Source organism: Kitasatospora sp. NPDC089509 (assembly GCF_044749365.1).
Classification (GTDB): domain Bacteria; phylum Actinomycetota; class Actinomycetes; order Streptomycetales; family Streptomycetaceae; genus Kitasatospora.
The window spans coordinates 511975-528065 of record NZ_JBIVHS010000003.1 but is presented as its reverse complement, the minus strand read 5'-3'; the positions used below and the strand labels follow the sequence as shown (position 1 = coordinate 528065).

19 protein-coding genes are annotated in these 16091 nt (G+C 71.6%); 9 read left to right on the top strand and 10 right to left on the bottom strand.

What is annotated here, in order from left to right:
• Nucleotides 1-29 precede the first annotated feature (29 nt).
• Nucleotides 30-404: a winged helix-turn-helix transcriptional regulator gene (locus ACIP4P_RS08720; RefSeq protein ID WP_400916100.1), complete on the top strand. Its 375-nt coding sequence runs from the start codon at nucleotides 30-32 to the stop codon at nucleotides 402-404.
• A gap of 33 nt (nucleotides 405-437) precedes the next feature.
• On the opposite strand, the gene ACIP4P_RS08715 is transcribed toward ACIP4P_RS08720, so the two are convergent.
• The 8 genes from ACIP4P_RS08715 to ACIP4P_RS08680 form a co-directional block, all read right to left on the bottom strand.
• The gene (locus tag ACIP4P_RS08715; RefSeq protein ID WP_400916099.1) at nucleotides 438-734 is read right to left on the bottom strand and encodes a DUF6087 family protein; all 297 of its coding nucleotides are present in this window, start codon (nucleotides 732-734) and stop codon (nucleotides 438-440) included.
• A gap of 23 nt (nucleotides 735-757) precedes the next feature.
• Complete coding sequence (gene tgmC / locus ACIP4P_RS08710) at nucleotides 758-1939, bottom strand: ATP-grasp peptide maturase system methyltransferase (protein ID WP_400916098.1); 1182 nt, start codon at nucleotides 1937-1939, stop codon at nucleotides 758-760.
• Complete coding sequence (gene tgmB / locus ACIP4P_RS08705; RefSeq protein WP_400916096.1) at nucleotides 1911-2909, bottom strand: ATP-grasp ribosomal peptide maturase; 999 nt, start codon at nucleotides 2907-2909, stop codon at nucleotides 1911-1913. The genes tgmC and tgmB overlap by 29 nt, the downstream gene beginning before the upstream one ends.
• Nucleotides 2909-3166 carry a putative ATP-grasp-modified RiPP gene (gene tgmA / locus ACIP4P_RS08700; protein WP_400916094.1) on the bottom strand — a complete coding sequence of 86 codons (258 nt, stop codon included), beginning with the start codon at nucleotides 3164-3166 and terminating at the stop codon, nucleotides 2909-2911. The genes tgmB and tgmA overlap by 1 nt, the downstream gene beginning before the upstream one ends.
• 73 nt (nucleotides 3167-3239) lie before the next feature.
• The gene (locus ACIP4P_RS08695; RefSeq protein ID WP_400916092.1) at nucleotides 3240-3758 is read right to left on the bottom strand and encodes an NUDIX domain-containing protein; all 519 of its coding nucleotides are present in this window, start codon (nucleotides 3756-3758) and stop codon (nucleotides 3240-3242) included.
• Nucleotides 3759-3827: 69 nt separating this feature from the next.
• On the bottom strand, nucleotides 3828-4058 hold the full coding sequence (locus ACIP4P_RS08690; protein WP_400916090.1) for a hypothetical protein: 231 nt from the start codon (nucleotides 4056-4058) through the stop codon (nucleotides 3828-3830).
• Nucleotides 4058-4252 (bottom strand): hypothetical protein, encoded by a 195-nt coding sequence (locus ACIP4P_RS08685; protein ID WP_400916089.1) that lies wholly within the window; start codon nucleotides 4250-4252, stop codon nucleotides 4058-4060. Before ACIP4P_RS08685 ends, ACIP4P_RS08690 begins: the two co-directional genes overlap by 1 nt.
• Entirely contained in the window at nucleotides 4249-4626 is a 378-nt protein-coding gene (locus ACIP4P_RS08680) for a hypothetical protein (RefSeq protein ID WP_400916087.1), read from the bottom strand. The genes ACIP4P_RS08685 and ACIP4P_RS08680 overlap by 4 nt, the downstream gene beginning before the upstream one ends.
• A 111-nt stretch (nucleotides 4627-4737) precedes the next feature.
• Between ACIP4P_RS08680 and ACIP4P_RS08675 the strand changes: the two genes are divergently transcribed.
• From ACIP4P_RS08675 to ACIP4P_RS08645, 7 genes are all read left to right on the top strand, one after another.
• Nucleotides 4738-5565 carry a Scr1 family TA system antitoxin-like transcriptional regulator gene (locus ACIP4P_RS08675; RefSeq protein ID WP_400916085.1) on the top strand — a complete coding sequence of 276 codons (828 nt, stop codon included), beginning with the start codon at nucleotides 4738-4740 and terminating at the stop codon, nucleotides 5563-5565.
• Entirely contained in the window at nucleotides 5562-5759 is a 198-nt protein-coding gene (locus ACIP4P_RS08670; RefSeq protein WP_400916083.1) for a DUF397 domain-containing protein, read from the top strand. Before ACIP4P_RS08675 ends, ACIP4P_RS08670 begins: the two co-directional genes overlap by 4 nt.
• Nucleotides 5760-6191: 432 nt before the next feature.
• On the top strand, nucleotides 6192-6992 hold the full coding sequence (locus ACIP4P_RS08665) for a hypothetical protein (RefSeq protein ID WP_400916081.1): 801 nt from the start codon (nucleotides 6192-6194) through the stop codon (nucleotides 6990-6992).
• A gap of 23 nt (nucleotides 6993-7015) precedes the next feature.
• On the top strand, nucleotides 7016-7252 hold the full coding sequence (locus tag ACIP4P_RS08660; protein ID WP_400916079.1) for a hypothetical protein: 237 nt from the start codon (nucleotides 7016-7018) through the stop codon (nucleotides 7250-7252).
• Nucleotides 7253-7575: 323 nt separating this feature from the next.
• Complete coding sequence (locus ACIP4P_RS08655) at nucleotides 7576-8235, top strand: response regulator (protein WP_400916414.1); 660 nt, start codon at nucleotides 7576-7578, stop codon at nucleotides 8233-8235.
• A 185-nt stretch (nucleotides 8236-8420) separates the two neighbouring features.
• Nucleotides 8421-9443: a sensor histidine kinase gene (locus ACIP4P_RS08650; RefSeq protein ID WP_400916077.1), complete on the top strand. Its 1023-nt coding sequence runs from the start codon at nucleotides 8421-8423 to the stop codon at nucleotides 9441-9443.
• 133 nt (nucleotides 9444-9576) lie between these two features.
• Complete coding sequence (locus tag ACIP4P_RS08645; protein ID WP_400916076.1) at nucleotides 9577-10935, top strand: hypothetical protein; 1359 nt, start codon at nucleotides 9577-9579, stop codon at nucleotides 10933-10935.
• A 97-nt stretch (nucleotides 10936-11032) separates the two neighbouring features.
• Here ACIP4P_RS08645 and ACIP4P_RS08640 read toward each other — a convergent pair whose 3' ends face one another.
• Complete coding sequence (locus ACIP4P_RS08640; protein ID WP_400916074.1) at nucleotides 11033-11188, bottom strand: hypothetical protein; 156 nt, start codon at nucleotides 11186-11188, stop codon at nucleotides 11033-11035.
• 299 nt (nucleotides 11189-11487) lie between these two features.
• Here ACIP4P_RS08640 and ACIP4P_RS08635 point away from each other — a divergent pair, with 299 nt between their 5' ends.
• Nucleotides 11488-14349 (top strand): AfsR/SARP family transcriptional regulator, encoded by a 2862-nt coding sequence (locus ACIP4P_RS08635; RefSeq protein ID WP_400916073.1) that lies wholly within the window; start codon nucleotides 11488-11490, stop codon nucleotides 14347-14349.
• A 66-nt stretch (nucleotides 14350-14415) separates the two neighbouring features.
• Here the strand turns inward: ACIP4P_RS08635 and ACIP4P_RS08630 are convergent, their stop codons facing one another.
• Nucleotides 14416-16047, bottom strand: a complete 1632-nt coding sequence (locus ACIP4P_RS08630) for an FG-GAP-like repeat-containing protein (RefSeq protein ID WP_400916071.1) — start codon at nucleotides 16045-16047, stop codon at nucleotides 14416-14418.
• Between the last annotated feature and the right edge of the window lie 44 nt (nucleotides 16048-16091).

Sequence of the window (16091 nt, the reverse complement as noted above, 5' to 3'; positions counted from 1 at the left end):
ATGCCGAGGCCCGCGACAGGAGCACTGCGATGACCCAACGGCCGCCGCTGCCAACGGACTTGTTCGACGAACTGTGTCCGTCCGCACTGCTGCCCTTCCGCTTCGGCGACAAGTGGGCACCCATGGTGCTGCGTTGCCTGGAGGGCGGCCCGCGCAGGTTCTCCGAACTGCGCGTACCACTGGGCCGGATCAGCCCGAAGGCGCTCACCCAGTCGCTCCGCGGGCTGGAGCGGGACGGGTTCGTGTCCCGCACGGTGCACGCCGACCCGAAGCTGCGGGTCGAGTACGCGCTGACACCGCTGGGCCGCAGCCTGCTGGAACCGCTGGCGGCCGCGTGCCGCTGGGCGACCGAACACTGGGACGAACTGATCGACGCCCGCGAGGCCGGCGCCGTCTCCCCGTAGGGGCGGCATCCGGACGGGGGCCGTTTCGTGTGTTCAGTCGGGCCTTCGGTGCCTTCCGGTCGACTTCTTGCGGGTCGGCGGTGGTGCCCCCTGAATCACCCCGTCGCCCACGACGCCGTGCAGCAGTCGCTGAGCGGCCGCGAAGTTCTCCGCGTACTCCTCGGGAAGCCACTGGTAGCCGTCCCACCGCAGCAGCAAGCGGGGGAGGTTCGGGTAGAGGTGAGAGGGCCGGTCCTCGTGGCCGAGGATGACGGCCTTGAGCTGGCCGACGGGGCGCAGGCGCCGGTCCCGGCGTTCCGCCCACCGCTCCAACGGCTCCTCATCGTCCACACGGCCCTCCTTCCTCCCCCAGGCTACTCGGCCAACGGTCGGGCCAGGCTGTGCTGCCAGCGAAGGGCCGGGTGGCCGCCGATCCAGTAGGTGTGAGCCCCTTCTGCAATGCGGAGTTGGACAGCGGTGATGTCCGGGCTGCCGGCGTCCGCCCATGCCAGGAGCGCCCGCTCGATGTCGTCCCAGAGCATGACGGGGCCGCCCTGACGAACCGTCCAGCCGCCTTCCCCGGCGATGAACTCGGCGAAGGATTCGCGTTCCGGGGCGAAGACGTACAGCAGCTGTGCGCCGTTGCCCGTCACGGCGCGGACGAACTGTGCACCGGGGGCCGCGAGTTGGGCGAGGAAGGCAGGCATCCACTCGAACAGGGCGGTCGGCGCCACCTTGGCGGCTCGCTCGCTGTCGGCGTAGGTCGTACGAGCGGACAGGTCGCCGGATACCGGGATCACGGTTTCGGCGCGTGCCTGCATGAAGGAGGAACGGTCGATGATCCGGCCTTCGGCGGTCCCGTCGTCGGCGACGGTGACCTTGGCGAGCCCGGTCCCGTAGCCCCAGGAGCCGACGGTCGCCAGAACGACACCGCCCGGCTTGGTCTGGCGGATCCAGGTGTAGGGGATGCGGCGCACGGCGCAGGTGGCGATCACTCGGTCGTAGGGTGCGCGGCGGGGGTGTCCGAGGAGTCCGTCACCGGTCACGGTCCAGGTGGAGAAGCCGACCGACTCCAGTGCGGCATCCGCGCGGCTCGCCACGTCCGCGTCCACCTCGACCGTGGTCACACTGTCCTCGCCCAGGCGGTGGCACATCAGGGCGGAGGAGTATCCGGTGCCGGTGCCGATTTCCAGCACCGTGTGCCCGTCCTCGACGTCCAGGTGTTCCAGCATGCCGACCACCGTCACGGGGGTGGTGGAGGAGGACGTGGGGACCCCGGTGACGTCCTCCTGTGTCTGATCCGCCGTCAGGTGCCCGTCGAGCTGGGTGGTCAGGGACTCGACGCGGTAGGCGATCTCCGCCCACTCGGCCGGGTCGGCACCCGCGGCGGTGACGGGGCGCCAACGGCCCCCGTCGGCGGGCAGGAAGACCCCCGGGTTCAGGAAGGCCTCTCGCGGCACGGCCTCCACCGCAGCACGCCAGGCGGGGGTGGTGAGGACGCCGGCCTTCGTCAGCCGGTCGGCGAGGTCACGCCGGTGCGGCGCGGTGTCGGTCAAGGGGGTTCTCTCCTTGTGTCAGCAGGTCGGCGAACGCGGCGGACATCTGCAGTCCGGTTGCCTCCTCCAGCCAGGCCCATTGACCGGTGGGGTTCAGCTCCAGCCACCAGGGCTTCCCCGCCCGATCAATGGCGAGGTCGAACGACCCTGAGGCCAGGCCTGCGGACTTCAGGTAGGCGTGCAGCAACCTGTTCAGCTGGTCCGGCAGTTCTACCACCGTGTAGGACAGCGCGGAGTAGTCCCGGCGCCAGTCCAACAGTCCGGAGTCGATTCGTACGGCGAAGGTCCGATCGCCGACGATCAACACGCGTACGTCAGCGATCTTGTCGATGCGGGCCTGGAACAGGTGGGGTGTGACGAGAACGCTCTCATCGAGCTCGGCTGCGGTCACCGGATCCGCCCACCCGGTGACCTGGACGCCGTCGTGCTCGACCGGCGTCCAGCGGAGGGTCTTGTAGATCACCTGATCGTGCGAGGCGATGAACTGCCGGGCGTCGTCGAGATCATTGGTGACGATGGTGGGGGGCACGGGCAGCCCGAGGCGCTGGGCCGTGGCGAGCTGGGCGGGCTTGTAGTCCGCGGCCGCTTCCCGGAGCGGGTGGTTCACCCACAGTGCTCCATCGAGGGCGTACAGAGTGCCGCCAAGGCCGTAGCGGACCTGGGCGGCGGCAAAACGGGCGTCGTCGGCGTCCATGCCCGAATCCTCGAAGGTGGGCCAGATGGGACGGCGCCAGTACACCGCTCGCACTCGGGTCAGGTCGGCGGTCCTCGACGGGGTACGCACCTGCCCGGCCACGAGGGCCGGGCAGGTACCGAACCGAGCCGAGACCGTCAGCCCCGTTCCGATGTCGGAGGGGTTGAACCTGACCACCGGCACATTTCGCCGGTTGAGCTCGGCAATCACCATGTCGGCCGTGACGTCGGCAGCTTCGGTGACCACCAGGACCGGCCTCTCCTCGGTCGAGTACATCAGTCCTTCGTGCTGTCCTGGTCGTGGCCCGCGTCGTTCGCCGAGTCCGAGTTCGTGACGGTGCTGGTCTCCGTGCCGGCGCTCGTACCGTGCTTGCCCATCTCGACCACCAGGCCGGCACCGTCCCGGAAGACGCCGAGCTGCGTCGCCGGGTCGATGACGACCGAGGTGTACGGGAGTCGGGTGGTGGTCGGGTACGGCGCGAGCCGACCGACACCCCACGGGCGCGCGGGGTGCTGTGCTTCGGTGACGTTCACGAAGGCTCCTCACGTTGCGTTGCGGTGCACACGATGAACATTGCAGTGATGCGGCCCCTCAAGACATCGCCCCCTACGCCCCCGCCGGACGGCCGCTCAGGAGCAGCGGGATGCCGGCGCTGTAGGAGACGACACGCAGGGCATCGATCACCCTGGCCGTCTGCTCCGCGTCGGTGACGCTGGGGAGGTCCGCGGGCGGGACCCAGGTCGTTTCGAGGATCCCGCTCTGTCCGACCGGCGGGGCCGCCACCTCGGCGGCCTTGTGCTCCGGCAGTTGGCCGCCCCAGAAGACGAAGTTGACCCCCTCCGGGATCTCACCCGCCGACACGTAGTCGACCGCAACCAGCTGCCACAGGTCGAGGGCGAGGCCGGTCTCGGTGAGCACCCACCGCGCCGCGGCCACGTTCGGCGCCTCGTCCGGCTCCGCGCTGCCGCCGGGGAGGATCAGCTTCGTGGGCTTGTACTGCGGCCGGACCATGAGCACGTGGCCGTCCGGGTTGAGGATCAACGCGACGCAACCGAAGCGGCGGCGGGGCGGACTGGTCATGATCGCCGGATGCCCGGTCCGGGCCTTGGCCTCGATCTCGGTCAACTCGATTGTTCCTTCTGTGAGTTGGGTGACACCCGCTCCGGGCCGTGGAACGGGGGCTGGGGACTGCCGCTACGCGGCGGTGTTCTCGGTCTCAAGGGCGCGCAGGTGCGCCTCGGCGGCCGGAAGCGAGTAGAAGCGTCGGACCTCTTGGAGGTCGGTGGGCCGGCGGACGTAGTCCTTGTGGCGCCGGTCCCAGATGCCCCAGCACTCCAGCAAGCGGAAGTGAGGGCTGCGGTCGGTGATCTTGCGGACCTCGTACCGCGCGGGCCCCGGGTTCCGCTGAGCATCGGCGGCGCCCATCAGGCGGCCTCCTGCCCGACGGTGTCGTTCTTCCGGCACCAGTCCAGGGCGGCTTCGTAGGAGTAGAACCGAAGCGCCGCTTCGTGGGGCGGGAGGGCCTTCACCAGTTCGTTGGTCAGATTGTTCTTCACCACCCAGCAGGGGGAGGTCTTCCCGGCGAGGTCCGCGTTGGGGATCACGGTGTACTTGCTCATCTGCGGCTCGCCACCTGGATGAAGCCGCCGGCCCGTTCGACCTCGTGGGAGAAGTCGTCGAACTCGCCGTCCATCGGGGAGATCGTCACCTTGCTCGGGACCAGGATCGCGCCCGCCGTGCCCGACCGGATCCGGTCCAACGCGACCTGGAGGATGCGGCGCCGGTCCGGCGACCGCCCCAACTCGTCGTCCAGCACGGTCAGGCAGACCTCCCAGCGATGGGCGTCCGCGTACTCTTCGCAGCTCCGCATCTGCAGCTCGGGAAAGCCCGTGCCGGTCTTGGCGAGGTAGATCACGACCTGAAGGCGCGGCGGGCTCTTCAGGGTGGGGGTGTTCACGGCGGGCGGGGGCGTGGGGGTGTGTTTGCGCGTCACAGCGTGGCTCCGATCCGTAGTCAAACGACTACCCGGGGGCGCCAACTGTCCTCTAGGCTCAACTGCCCTGCAACATGCGGATTCTGCTTGCTAAGTAGAAAAATTGGTCCCATGAACAAGTCTGAACTGGACCCGGGTGCATCGCCCGAAGCCGCCTTCGGCGCCCTCCTGCGCAGGTCACGAGAGGAGCGGGGATGGAGGCAGGAGGACGTAGCCACCATGATCAAGTGCTCGTCCACTCACATCTCGCACTTGGAAAACGGCAATAGGCGCCCAACTTTACACATGGCCAAGAAACTTGACAGAGCATTCAAGACCGGCCGTCTCTTCCTCAACAAGGCGCTGGCCGTCACGTCTTCGACCTTTCTCGAAGGCTTTCCGGCCTACGTGGCCCAGGAATCGAAGGCCAGGGAACTGCGGCTGTTCACCCTGGGGATCATTCCGGGCATCCTGCAGACCCCCGACTATGCACGGGCCATCGCGGCGGCAGAGGTTGAACGTGGCAACATCACGGAAGAGCAGGCTGCGAACAGGGTGCGCTACCTTGAACGTCGACAGGCGAAGCTGGACCGCGAGCCCGCGCCCGTGATCCACGTAGTCCTGGATGAGAGCTGCATCCGCCGACCCATCGGCGGCCCGGCTGTGATGGCGGCCCAGTTTGATCGTCTGCTCGGCTTCGCCCGGCTGCCCCACACGCTCCTTCAGGTCGCACCGTTCGACATCGGCGAGGCAAGGGCATTCGATCTACCGATCAACATCATCACGAAGGCCGATCACACCCTGATGTCGTACGCCGAAAGCGCCCAGCAGGGGAACTTGGAACGGGATAGCGACGCTGTGCAGGCGATGCTCACGACCTACTATCAGCTACAGGCCCGGGCACTCCCTCAGGGGGCGTCCGTGGCCTTGGTCAGCCAGCTAAGAGAGGAACTTCCGTGACCGCCGTCCCCGCGTGGTTCAAGTCCAGTTACAGCTCTAACGGCGGCGATTGCGTCGAGGTAGCCGCCAACGTCCCCGGCGCCGTGCCCGTCCGTGACTCGAAGGACCCCAACGGTCCGGCCCTGACCTTCTCTCCGGACAGCTTCGCCACCTTCGTATCCGCAGTGAAGGCCGGCGAGTTCGGCGACGTCTGAACCGAACCACCAGGACCACGGAGGCTCCCCGCCCATCGGACGGGGAGCCTCCTGACCGTTACCGGCCACGCCACCAAACACGGGCCGTCTCGGGATCATGTGCGTGCGCGACGCTGCCGTCCGGCTTCCCCGCGTCGGCGGGATCCGATCGTCCGGACCGTCGGGTATGACCGGGTGGCCGGTCGGGGGTGGCCAGGTGGCTGGTCGGGAGTGGCCGGTGCGGGGGTTACGGGACTTTCGGGGCGCGGGAGAGGCTGAGCCCGCCTGGCGGTTGCCCGCTCAGGCGGCAAGGCGGGCTGGCTGCCTTGCTCTTGCTCCTCCTTCAGTTCCGGTTCAGGCCCCGCCGCCCAGCGGCGCGCCCTGAGGCCGGTGCTCAGTCCATGTGAAACGAGTTCTGCAGTGCGTACGTCCCTTTCCCGTTCCCTCTCCTCCGTGGCCATGGCCGTCGTCGCCTCGGCAGCGGCCGGCACCCTGCTGACGTCCGGCCAGGCGATGGCCGCGACCGCGGCTCCGGACAGCGACTCGACCCGCGCCGGAGCCGTCGTGGCGAGCGCCACGCGCACCGACGACGTGACCCCGGTGTCCGCCGGTGTCGCACCCGGTACCTCGGCCGGCACCGTCTCGATGCAGGCCGCGGACGGCTCCGGCCTGGGGATGGCCCTGCCCGCCGACCAGGACCGGGCCGGTGTCCGAACCGGTGACGGCACCGTCGTCTACCCCGGTGCGATCGAGGGCGGCAGCGTGGCCGTGCAGCAGCTGGGCGACGGCGGGACCCGCGCGCTGGTCACCCTGGACAGCGCGGCGGCCGCCGCGGACTTCCGGTTCAGGATCGACCTGCCCGAGGGAGCCCGGCTCGAACAGCGTGCCGACGGGAGCGTGGAGGTCGTCCGCGCCGAGCAGAGCCTGGGCCGGTTCGAGGCCCCCTGGGCCAAGGACGCCAACGGCAAGCCGGTGACGACCGGCTACCGGATCGAGGGCAGCACGCTGGTGCAGCACGTCGAGGTCGGCGCCGACACCGCCTTCCCCGTGGTCGCCGACCCCACCTGGAAGGGCGTCTGGAACCGGCTCCAGGCCGCGTCGAAGAAGTCGAGCGAGCAGGCGGTCCTCGGAGCGGTCGGCGGCTGCGTCGTCGGCTCCATCGGTGCCGGCGCGGGCTGCGGTCCGGGCGCGGCCACCGGAGCCGTCGGCGGCGCGGTCAAGGGCGGGATCGAAGGATTCCTCAAGGGCAAGTGAGCCCCACCGGAAGGAGAGGCCTCATGAACGACGACCGCACCCAGCCGCGCTTCGGATCCACAGGTGCCCTGTGGGCCCTCACCACGTGCGCGCTCCTGGCCGCGTGGGGCATCCACCGGCTTTTCGTCCTCGCCCTGCCCGATGACGCCGATGAAGGCCTCGCGGGCCTCGCGGTGAAGCTGGTGGCCGCGGTGCTGGGGGGCTTGGCGGTCAGCGCCGCCGCCCGCCTGCTCCAGCGGCGCCGACGCGGCGGCAGGTAACGAAGGCGTCGTACGGTGCCGCCCGCCGCAGGGGAGCGGGCGGCACCGTACGGAAGACGTGCCGGGCACCACTGCTGCCCGCACAGCTGACGCCCGACCGCGCGAGACAGCGCGAGACGGTGGCGGCGGCCGCGAGTATCCCAAGCGGACCGAATCGCGGAGGCACGCCCCAAGCACCCCCGCAAGCGACAGCTCGCGGGAATCGATCGGACACGATCGGTTAACCTCGGAGCGGCGCCCGCCGGACTCGCGGCGCACGGACGGGACGGGTTCTGCATGGTCGACCGGATCCGACGGACAGGACGACAAGGCAGGGCGTGAACGTGATCCGGGTTGCGATCGTGGACGACGAGGCACTGATCAGATCGGGTTTCGCCCTGATCCTCGACACCGCCGACGACATCGAGGTGGTGGCCGCCGTCCCCGGCGGACAGGCCCTGGAAGCCGTCGCCGCGCACGCCCCGGACCTCGTACTGCTCGACATCCGGATGCCCGACGTCGACGGCCTCACCGTCCTCAGCCGCCTGACCCAGCTCCCCGAACCACCCGTCGTGGCCATGCTCACCACCTTCGACTCCGACGAGTACATCGCCCACGCCCTGCGCAACGGCGCCTCCGGCTACCTGCTCAAGGACACCGACCCCGACGACCTCGCCCCCGCCGTCCGCTCCCTCTTCCAGGGCGCCGTCGTCCTCGCCCCCAAGGTCATCCCGACCGTGATCGACGGCTACCTCCGCCACCACCGCACACTCGACTCCGCACCCGCCCACGCCGACAACCTCACCCCACGCGAACGCGACGTCCTCGTCCACCTCGCCCAGGGACTCTCCAACGGCGAGATCGGAACACTCCTGCACCTGAGCACCAGCACCGTCAAAGCCCACGTCGCCACGCTCCTCACCAAACTGTCGGTCGCCAACCGCGTCCAGGCCGCCCTGTGGGCGCAGCGCGCCGGCCTACTCGCCGAGGACGACGACCGGTGAGGACGACCGGTACGGGACATCCGTGGGCACACCGTGCGGCGGCGGGACTGCGGAGCGGGCGGGCGCTGTCACCGTGGACGTTCGACGCCCTACTCGTGACAGGCGCCCTGATCCTGGCCTGGTTGAACAGCCTGTGGATACACCACTGTCAGCCGGATCCGCACCGTTCGTTCATTTCCATGGAGATGGGACGGTTGATCTTGGGTGTCTCGGCGGCGCTGTTCCTGGTGCTGCGCAGGCGATTTCCCGTCCTGGTCTTCGCCGGCACGGCCGTACTGGCGGTGTTGGCTCATGAGCACTATCCACTGGCTGCGTTGGTGGCACTGATGACGCTGGCCGAGCGGTCCTCGCGCTGGGCGTTGACCGGGCTGGTGTGCTTGACGGCGGCGATGTACGCCGATCAGCACGCCGGTATCGATTTCAGTCCGCTCCTGGCCGTTCGTACTCTGCAACACCTCTGGTTCCTCAGCAGCACGCTCCTTCCCGCCTCTGCGGCGGTCCTCCTCGGTCGGCTGCTGCAGACCCGCCGGGAGCTGGCCCGCAGCATGGCCGGGCTCCGCGAGGCCCAGGAGCACGAGCGCGAACTGCACGCCCAGGCCGTACTGGCCCGTGAACGGGCGCAGCTCGCACGGGAGATGCACGATGTGGTGTCCCACCAGGTCAGCCTGATCGCGGTACGCTCCGGCGCGCTCCAGGTCGGCACCGACAGCGCCGACACCCGGGAGGCGGCCCGTACGATCCGCAAGCTGAGCGTGGCCACGCTGGACGAGCTGCGGCACATGGTCACCCTGCTGCGGGCCTCCGGCACCCGGGACACCGAGATCACCCCGCAACCCACCGCGGCACAACTCGTGGACCTGGTGACCGGCAGCGGCCTGGACGCCCACCTGGTCGGCGAGGTGCCCGACGACACCAGCCCGGCCGTCCAGCGCACCGTCTACCGGATCGTCCAGGAAGCCCTGACCAACGTGCGCAAACACGCCCCCGGCGCCACCGCGACCGTCGAGATCCACCGGCCCGGACCAAGCCTGCACGTGACCGTGACCAACACCGCCCCCACCCGCCCCGGCCTCCACCTGCCCAGCTCCCACCACGGACTGATCGGCCTGCGCGAACGCGCCGAGAACCTCGGCGGCAGCTTGACCAGCGGCCCCACCTCGGACGGCGGCTACCACCTCCATGCCGTCCTGCCCGACCGCCGGCACTGAGCCGACGGAATCCGGCCGCACGGTCCGCAGCAGCACCCGAGCACCACGTGTGCCGAGTCGGTTACCGTGGTAGCAGCAACATCGCGGGCAACAGGACCCACAGCCGGAGCACGGAATCCAAGGCAGCCGCCCCATGGCGCATCCCCTCACCTCGCTACGTGCGGAACTCGGTCTGTCCCAACGCGAGTACGCACGTCTCGTCGCGCGCGCACACGACGAACTCGGCCTCGGACGGATGGCCGCCCGACGGGAGAAGATCTCCCGCTGGGAATCGGGGCACATCGTTCCCGAGCACTCCGCCCAGCTCGCCATAGCCCACATCCACGGTGTCCCGCCCCGCGAGGTCGCCCGGCTCGGCTGGCCGTACTGGACCTACCTGGCCACCAGTGACGACCCCCTGGACGGTGCCCGTACCGGCCTGCGACTGCACGCGGACCGGGTCAGCCGGCCGTCGCACGCGTCCGCTTCCCCCAGCGGGTTCTCGCTGCACGACGACGGCCTGGCCCTCCAGGTGCGCGGGGCCCTGGCCCGGCTCGCGGAGCACTCCCCCGACCCCGCCCACGAGACCCAGGAGACGGCCGCCGCAGCCGACGAGCGCGTCCACTGGTCCGAAACCCGCGCCGCGGCCCTGGAAGCGCACATACTCGCCAGCCACCTCCCCTCCCAGGCCCTCTACTCCGCAGCCCACACCGAACACCGGCAAGCCATTCACCTGCTGACCTCCACGGCCCACGGAGGCGCGGAATCCCGCCGCCTGCTCCGCCTTTCCGCCGGCACCGCCCTGTTGTGCTCCGGATTCAGCTGCGCCCTCGGCGAGTTGGGCCAGGCCGAACGCCACGCCCTGACCGCGATCCGGGCGGCCGCAGCCGCAGGCGATCGCGCCACCGTGGCGACCGCCATGACCCAACTCGCCCGCCACCACCTGATCGTGGGCAACGCCGCCGACGCCCTCGTCCTCCTCCGGGCCGCCCGCCGGGCCGACCCCGACCTGCCGGCGTCCACCCTGCTCGAACTCCACAACTGCGAGGCATCCGCGTTCGCCCAACTCGGCCGGGCCACCGACGCCGCCCGCGCCCTGGACCGCGCCGCCGAGGCCTTCACCCGGGCGGGCCGCACCGCGGCCGGCTCCGGCACCGACACCGAGGCCGAGGCCTACCGGCGTTTCGTCGCCATGGGCCGGGCGGCCGTCTGGTCGTTCCTCGGGCAGCCCCGCAAGGCCAGGCCCCATCTGGCCGTCCTGGCCGACAACCTCACCGCACCGGTGCGCACCCCCTCCCCCTTCAGCGCGCTCTGGTTCTTCTACATCGTCCACGGACACCTGGAACTCGGGGAGCTCGACGTCGCCGCCCACGCCGTCCACCGTGCCTGCGCCCTCACCGGTGGACTGCCGCCCGTCCTGGCCGCCGACCTCCGTCGCCTCCTGGCCCCGCACCAGCACGAACACCCGCTGCACGCGGCGCTCGACGACCTCAGGGCCGCGAGCGCACCCTGAACGGTCCCTTCGCCCGCTTCGCCGGCCCGTCGTAGAAATCGGTCGGCCGGGGCGGACGGCATGGACCAGACTCCGTCAGCGTGGACAGCGTGATCGCTCAGCGGGTCGGCGAGCTCGACGCGGATTCGACCGAGGTGGCGCAGGACGCCCAGTACTCGCTGATCGCCATGGGGCCGGCGGTGCTGGACGAGCTGATCGCGGCGACGCCCGGGCTGAGGGCGTACGGGCAGCTCTGCGCCGTCGAGGTCTTCACCGCGCTGAAGGACCCGCCGGCTGCCCTGGGCCCGGATCGTGGCCGACTGCCGGGACTGGGCGCTGCTGGCGGCGGAGGCGACGGCCGGGGGCGCCGATCTGGTGGCGACGATCAGCTGGATCGACGCCGCGGAGCTGTGACGGCGCTCCCGGCGGCCGCGCCTCGGCAAACCCCTCCGTAAACCCCTCGGCAAACCCCTCGGTAAACCCCTTGGTCACCCCGCTCCCCCGTCCTCTACCGTGGTCGATGATCACCTCGCACGAACGAGTGGTGCGAGGTGCCGGATCGGGGGATCAAGCATGCACTTCGGCCTACTCGGCCCGCTTCTCGTCACCACGGGCCGCACCGAGCGACCGGTCGGCGGCGCCAAGGTGCGCACCCTGCTGGCCGTGCTCCTGCTCGACGCCGACCGGCCCGTGCCGCCGGACCGGCTCAAGGCCGCGCTGTGGGGCGACCACCCGCCGGCCTCGGCGAACGCCTCGCTCCACAACATGCTGGCCCGCCTGCGGACGCAGCTCGACGACGAGCCCGGCACCCGCCTGCGCTCCACCCCCATCGGCTACCAACTGAATCTCTCCGAAGGGGAGTTGGACGCCCGACTGTTCGACCTGGGCGTCCAGCGGGCCCGCGAGGCACTGCGGCGCCAGGACTGGGCTGCGGTACGGCGGGAGTCGGCGGCGGCACTCGCCCTCTGGCGCGGTACGCCGCTCGCCGAGTTCCCGGACCTGCCGCAGGCGCAGGCCCCGCGCCGCCGGTGGCAGGAGGCCCGGCTGCAGGCCCTGGAGTGGCGGATCGAGGCGGATCTGCGCCTCGGCGAAGTCGAGGGCCTGGTGCCCGAGTTGACCGGGCTGACCGCGGAGCACCCGCTCCACGAGACCTTCCACGCCCAACTGATGCTCGCCCTGCACCGGCTCGGGCAGCGCTCCGAGGCCCTGGCCGTCTACCAGCGGCTCCGCCGCACCCTCGTCGAGGAACTCGGCGTCGAACCCGGGCCCGGCGCCCGGGAGGCCCATCGGCAGGTCCTGCGCGACGGGACCGGCACCCCCCAGCGGCCGGCCCCGACACCGACACCAGCACCGGCACCGGCACCGGCACCGACCCCGGCACCGGCAGTCGTCCGCCCCCAGTCCCAACTCCCCGCCGCCCTCGACGACTTCACCGGCCGCCGAGCCGACCTGCGCGCCCTGACCGGCCTCCTCGCCACCCCGCCCGCCGACGGCGTCCCCCGGGTCGCGGTCGTCTCCGGCATGGGCGGCATCGGCAAGACCGCCCTCGCCGTGCAGGCCGCCCACGCCGTCAAGCAGCACTACCCGGACGGCCAGCTGTACGCCGACCTGCGGGGCTACGGCGCCGCGCCCGCCCGCGACCCGCACGAACTGCTCGCCGTCCTCCTGGCCGCCCTGGGCGACCGGCCGGACGCCGGGAACGGCCCGCCCCGCCCGCTCCCCGAGCACACCGACGACCGGGCCGCCCTGCTGCGCACCGCCCTCGCCGACCGCCGCGTCCTGCTGGTCCTCGACAACGCCCGCGACGCCGGCCAGGTGGAGCCCCTGCTGCCGGGCGGCTGCCGCAGCGCCGTCATCGTCACGTCCCGCAACACCCTGCCCGACCTCCCCGCGAGCACCCGGCTCTCACTTCCCCCGCTCGACGTCGAGGAGCAGCGCGCCCTCCTCTCCCGGCTCTGCGGCCCCGAGCGGGTACGGCAGGACCCGGACGGCGCGCTGCGCCTGCTGGCCGCCTGCGCGGGCCTGCCCCTCGCGTTGCGGATCACCGGTGCCCGGCTGTCGTCCCGACCGGCCTGGTCGCTGGGCACCCTGGCGGAGCGCCTGGACGACAGCCGGGGACGGCTGCGCGCCCTGTCCGTGGGACGGCTCGCCGTCGACACCACCTTCGCCACCAGCTACCTCGCGATCCGCGACAGCGACGACCCCGCGGAGCGCGAGGCCGCGCGGGCGTTCCGGCTGCTGGGCCTGTGGGCGGGCCACACGCTGGGGGTGGACGCGGCGGCCGCGCTGCTGGACCGTCCGCGGGAGCACACCGCCGACCTGCTCGAACGGCTGGCGGACGTCCACCTGGTGCAGACGCCGGAGCCGTGGCGGTACCGGTTCCACGACCTGCTGGGGGAGTTCGCGGCGGAGCGGGTCCGCGTCGAGGAACCGGCCGGGGCGCACGACGCGGCCGCCCTGCGGCTGGCCGTCTGGTACGCGGTCGCCCTGGAGTCGGCCGGCACGGCCGTCGAACCGTCCCGAGCGCCACGCCTCGCCGAGGCCCCGGCCGTACCGGCGCCCGCCTTCACCGACCCCCAGCACGCGCTGGACTGGTGCCGGCAGGAGCTGCCCGTCATCACGGAGGTGATCCGCCGGGCCGCGGACTCCTCCCGCCCCGATCTCACCTGGCGACTCGCGATCTGGCTGATGGCGTACGCGCACACCTTCTGGTGGACCGGCGAGTGGGACGCGTGCCTGGCCCTCGCCCTGAAGTCCGCCCGGGAGCAGGGCGACCTGCTCGGCCAGGCCTGGACGCTGCGCCGGCTCGGCGCGTCCCACGGCATGGCCTACCGCAACGCCGAGGCGATCGAGGCCCTCGAAGCCTCCCTGTCCCTCTTCGGGAACCACAGCGACGACGCCTGCGAGGCGGTCATCCTGGGCAACCTGTCCACGGCCTACAACCAGCAGGGCAGGCACGGGGCGGCCCTGGCGTACGCGGAGGCGGCCTGGGAGATCCTCCAGCGGGCCGGACGGCAGGAGGGCGAGATCGGGGTGCTCGCGGCCCTGGCCCAGGCGTACCTGCAGAACGAGGACTTCGACGCCGCGCTCACGCACTACCGGGTGCTCCTGGAACGCTGCCGGAGCCGGGGCAACCTGACGCACACCGCCGTGGCCCTGGCCAACCTCGGTGACTGCCTGCGCGGACTCGACCGGCAGGAGGAGGCCTTCGCGGCGCTCGACGAGTCCCTGACGATCCGCCGACAGCTGGGGGACATGAGCGGCATCGCCGACACCCTGGTGATCAGCGGCCGCGCCCACGCCCACTTCGGCCGACCGTCCGAGGCCCGCGCCTGCTACGAACAGGCGGCCGAGATCGGCCGTGCCCACTCCATCCCCGCCCTGCTCCGGCAGGGCCTCGACGGGCTGGAGCGGCTCGGGGACCCCCAGCGGTGAACGCGCCCGTGCCGCCCGGCGGGTGAGCCTGCCGGGCGGCGCGGGCGGCAGGGGCGGGCCGGATGTTCAGCCGGTGGGTACCCCGCCCGCGACCTGGCCGAGGCCGGTCCAGCCGCCGTGTCCGTCGCCGCCGTTCCAGGTGTAGACGGTGGCGGCGTTGGAGGGCGGATCGGTGCGGATGTAGTCCGCGTTGCCGCCGCCGTCGAAGTCCGCGAACTGCACCCGGCTCTGGTCCGTCGTCAGGCCGGTGGCCACCTGGCCGAGGGACAGCCAGCCGCCGCCGGTGTCGCCGCCCCGGTTCAGGAAGACGCGCACGGCGCCGCTCGGGTCGATGACGGCGTAGTCGGCCTTGCCGTCGCCGTCGAAGTCGGCGAGGCGCACCCGGCTCGGGTCGGTGGTCAGACCGGTCGCGACGGTCCCGAGGTCCTGCCAATTCGGCTGCCCGTCCGCGAACTTGTTGAGGTAGGCGTGTACGGAGCCGTCGGGGTTGATCACCTCGTAGTCGGCCTTGCCGTCGCCGTCGAAGTCGGCGAGGCGCACCCGGCTCGGGTCGGTGGTCAGACCGGTGGCGACGATCCCGATGTCCTGCCAACCGCCGTGCCCGTCACCACCCTTGTTCAGCCAGACGTGCACGGAGCCATCGGGGTTGATCACCTCGTAGTCGGCCTTGCCGTCACCGTCGAAGTCGGCGAAGCGCACCCGGGCGGGGTCCGTGGTGACGCCGGTGGCCACCTGGCCGAGGGGCTGCCAACCGCCGCGCCCGTCACCGCCCTTGTTCAGCCAGACGTTCACCGAACCGTTCTGGTTGACGGTGAGGTAGTCGGCCTTGCCGTCGCCGTCGAAGTCCGCGTACCGGACCCGCCCGAGGCCGCCCGACTCGCTGGCGGTGTTCGAGGCCACGGAGGCGCGCGCGGCGCCGGCGGAGTACGCCTGGTCCAGCCCCTCGTAGAAGGCCTGCGCGATCCGCCGGTAGCCGCTGTCGTTCGGGTGGAGGCGGTCGGCCATCTCGGCGGGCGCCAGGGCGGGCGGCTCCACGTACCGGAAGCTGTTCCCGGCCTCGGCCTCGACCGCCTCCAACTGCCGGGCCCGGTCGTTGTACCCGGACGGCGGGAGCTGGAGTCCCTGGGTGTTCGGGAGCACCCCCTCCATGACCACCGCGATCCCGGGCCGGTCCTGGTAGATCCGGTCGAGGAGGGTCTTGAGGCGGTCGGGCGCGTGGGCGGGGTCGGTACTGCGGTCGAGGTCGTTGACGCCGATGTGCAGCAGCACGACGTCCGGGTGCGCGGCGGCCAGCCACTGGTCGATCCCGGCGCGGATGTCGTCGATCATGTAGCCGGAGTGGCCCTCGTTGGCGAGGTCGGGCAGCTGCCCGCCGGCCTGGGAGCCCACGAACCGTACGGTGTAGCGGGATTGGCCGGCGACCAGGTTCCACAGCGGGGCCCGGTAGGAGGAGCCGGTGGCGCTGCCGGCGCCCGCGGTGATCGAGTCGCCGAGCGGCATGACGCGCAGCGAGGGCAGGGCCGTACCGGTGGTGGAGCCGGCCTTTGCGGCCTTCGCGGCCTGAGCCTCCGGTGCCGCCTTTACGGCCGACGCGGCCGACGCGGCCTGGGCGGCCTGGGCGGCCGGCGGGTTCGGCGCGGCGGCGACGCCGGCCGCGCCCAGCGCGGCGCTCAGGCCGAACAGCAGGATGCGGTTCAAGGTTCCCCCCTTGAGACGAGGTGGTGCGGGGCCCCGGCTGACGG

Coding starts and splice junctions, on each gene's coding strand:
- ACIP4P_RS08720 (WP_400916100.1), top strand. CDS start 30: ATGACCCAACGGCCGCCGCTGCCAACGGACTTGTTCGACGAACTGTGT.
- tgmB (WP_400916096.1), bottom strand. CDS start 2,909: ATGTACTCGACCGAGGAGAGGCCGGTCCTGGTGGTCACCGAAGCTGCC.
- ACIP4P_RS08690 (WP_400916090.1), bottom strand. CDS start 4,058: ATGGGCGCCGCCGATGCTCAGCGGAACCCGGGGCCCGCGCGGTACGAG.
- ACIP4P_RS08685 (WP_400916089.1), bottom strand. CDS start 4,252: ATGAGCAAGTACACCGTGATCCCCAACGCGGACCTCGCCGGGAAGACC.
- ACIP4P_RS08675 (WP_400916085.1), top strand. CDS start 4,738: ATGAACAAGTCTGAACTGGACCCGGGTGCATCGCCCGAAGCCGCCTTC.
- ACIP4P_RS08660 (WP_400916079.1), top strand. CDS start 7,016: ATGAACGACGACCGCACCCAGCCGCGCTTCGGATCCACAGGTGCCCTG.
- ACIP4P_RS08650 (WP_400916077.1), top strand. CDS start 8,421: ATGGGACGGTTGATCTTGGGTGTCTCGGCGGCGCTGTTCCTGGTGCTG.
- ACIP4P_RS08645 (WP_400916076.1), top strand. CDS start 9,577: ATGGCGCATCCCCTCACCTCGCTACGTGCGGAACTCGGTCTGTCCCAA.
- ACIP4P_RS08635 (WP_400916073.1), top strand. CDS start 11,488: ATGCACTTCGGCCTACTCGGCCCGCTTCTCGTCACCACGGGCCGCACC.